This is a genomic window from Streptomyces sp. NPDC057654, from assembly GCF_042800135.1.
GTDB lineage: Bacteria > Actinomycetota > Actinomycetes > Streptomycetales > Streptomycetaceae > Streptomyces.
The window spans coordinates 1-2008 of record NZ_JBHVHQ010001191.1; the positions used below are offsets into that span (position 1 = coordinate 1).

Annotated in this window: 2 protein-coding genes; one reads left to right on the plus strand and one right to left on the minus strand. The window is 70.5% G+C overall.

All coding sequences use genetic code 11. The annotated features are described in order from the left end of the window. Positions 1 to 81: 81 nt before the first annotated feature. The gene (locus ACFU99_RS41895; protein ID WP_384403562.1) at positions 82 to 678 is read right to left on the minus strand and encodes a TetR/AcrR family transcriptional regulator; all 597 of its coding nucleotides are present in this window, start codon (positions 676 to 678) and stop codon (positions 82 to 84) included. Positions 679 to 780: 102 nt separating this feature from the next. Here ACFU99_RS41895 and ACFU99_RS41900 point away from each other — a divergent pair, with 102 nt between their 5' ends. Further along, the gene (locus tag ACFU99_RS41900) at positions 781 to 2001 is read left to right on the plus strand and encodes an alpha/beta hydrolase family protein (RefSeq protein ID WP_384403565.1); all 1221 of its coding nucleotides are present in this window, start codon (positions 781 to 783) and stop codon (positions 1999 to 2001) included. Positions 2002 to 2008 lie beyond the last annotated feature (7 nt).

The window sequence follows — 2008 nt, forward strand, 5'->3', positions numbered from 1 at the left end:
CGTACGCACGACCGGGCCCGTAGCCGCGATCTCCTCTCGCGGCTACGGGCCCTTCTGCCGCCGGCCCCCGTTCTCGCCGGGTCACGCCTCCTCGGGGAGGCGGAGCAGCAGGCGGTCGACGAGTTCGTCGACGTATTCCGGGGTGAAGGGGGAGACCCCGAAGAGGACGCGGACGTACATGGGGGCCAGGATGTGGTCGACCACGTCCATGGCCTCCGGCGTGCGCTCGCCGCGGGCGCCGGCCCGGTCGAGCATGGTGTCCATCTGGCGCTTGCGTTCCAGGAGGAAGTCGTCGCGGGCCCGCTCGCCGCTCTGGCCGCCCATGGAGAGGGAGACGACCAGGCGCAGGACCGCCAGGCCGTCGGGGCCGGTGATGTCGCGCGCGACGTGGGTCGCGTAGGTGTGCAGATCGCCCCTGAGGGTGCCGGTGTCGGGGATCGGTGACTGGGCGGTCAGCCAGGAGATCGCGACGTCCGTGGTCAGGGCCTCCAGATTGCCCCAGCGGCGGTAGACGCTCGTGTCGGCCACGCCCGCGCGGGCCGCGACCTCGCCGACGGTGAAGTGGCCGTAGCCGCGCTCGGCGACCAGGGAGATGACGGCCTGGTGCACGGCCGCGCGGACGCGGGCGCTGCGGCCGCCCGGCCGGCGGGCCGGCTCTTGTTCTTCCTCTTCCTTCATGGTCCCCATTCTAACTCTTAAGGCCGCTGGGGCTTGCGTTTGTCATTGCCATAGGTCTAGCGTCATGGTTAACGCAGTTCGCAACAACTTTTAGGAGGGGTCATGAAGCCCGTCTTCTTCCCGGAGAACAGCCAGTTCTGGTTCGAGACGCTGCGAGTCTTCGGCCACAGCGCCTACGGAGGCGGCGACTTCGGCGAGGCGGCGGTCGTCGCCGAGCGCATCACCTCCGGTGACTACGACAGCTGGCACGACGAGTGGTTCGCCATGGGCGAGCGCGTGGCGGCCGTCGCCCGCAAGGCCAAGGACGGCGGGCACCGGATCAGCGCCCGCGACGCCTTCCTGCGGGCCTCGAACTACTACCGCAGCGCCGAGTTCTTCCTGCACGGCAACCCGGACGACCCCCGCATCCTCACCGCGTACGACGCCTCGGTCGCCTGCTTCCGCGAGGCCGCCGCCCTGTTCACCCCGCCCATCGAGCTGGTCGGGATCCCGTACGAGGACACCGTCCTGCCCGGCTACTTCTACCGCCCCGACGACTCGGGCGCCGCCCGGCCGACCGTGCTCATGTTCAACGGGTTCGACGGCACGGCCGAGGAGATGCACTTCGGCGGCGCCGCCGCGGCCGTCGAGCGCGGCTACAACGTCCTGACCTTCGACGGTCCGGGGCAGCCGGGCACCCGCCACCACCACGGCATGGTGTTCCGCCCCGACTGGGAAGCGGTCGTCACCCCCGTCATCGACTACGCCCTTACCCGCTCCGAGGTGGACCCGGAGCGGATCGCCCTGTTCGGCAACAGCCTGGGCGGGCTGCTCGCGCCGCGCGCCGCGGCCTACGAACACCGCCTCGCCGCCGTCATCGCCTTCGACGGCGTCTTCGACATGGCCTCCGCCGTGATCGAGGCATTCCCCGGCGACCGCGCCGAGATCGAAAAGCAGCTCCGCGCGGACGAGAACCCCGAGGCCGACGCCGGCCTGGAGCAGGCCATGGCTGCCAGCCCCAAGATCCGGTGGGCCATGGAGCAGGGCATGTACGTCATGGGCGGCACCACCCCGCGCGAGTTCAGCGCCAAATTCCTCGACTACAACCTGGGCGGCGGCGTCGCCGAGAAGATCACCTCCCCGACCCTGGTCTGCTCCGGCAGCACCGACGTGTTCTTCAAGGGCCAGCCGGAAGAGCTCTTCGAGCACCTCACCTGCCCCAAGACGTTCCTGGAGTTCACCGCCGAGCTGGGCGCCGACGCCCACTGCCAGGCCGGCGGCCAGCGGTTCGCCTACGCCCAGGTCTACGACTGGCTGGACGACACCCTGGGGCACCGCGCCTGAGGAGCAC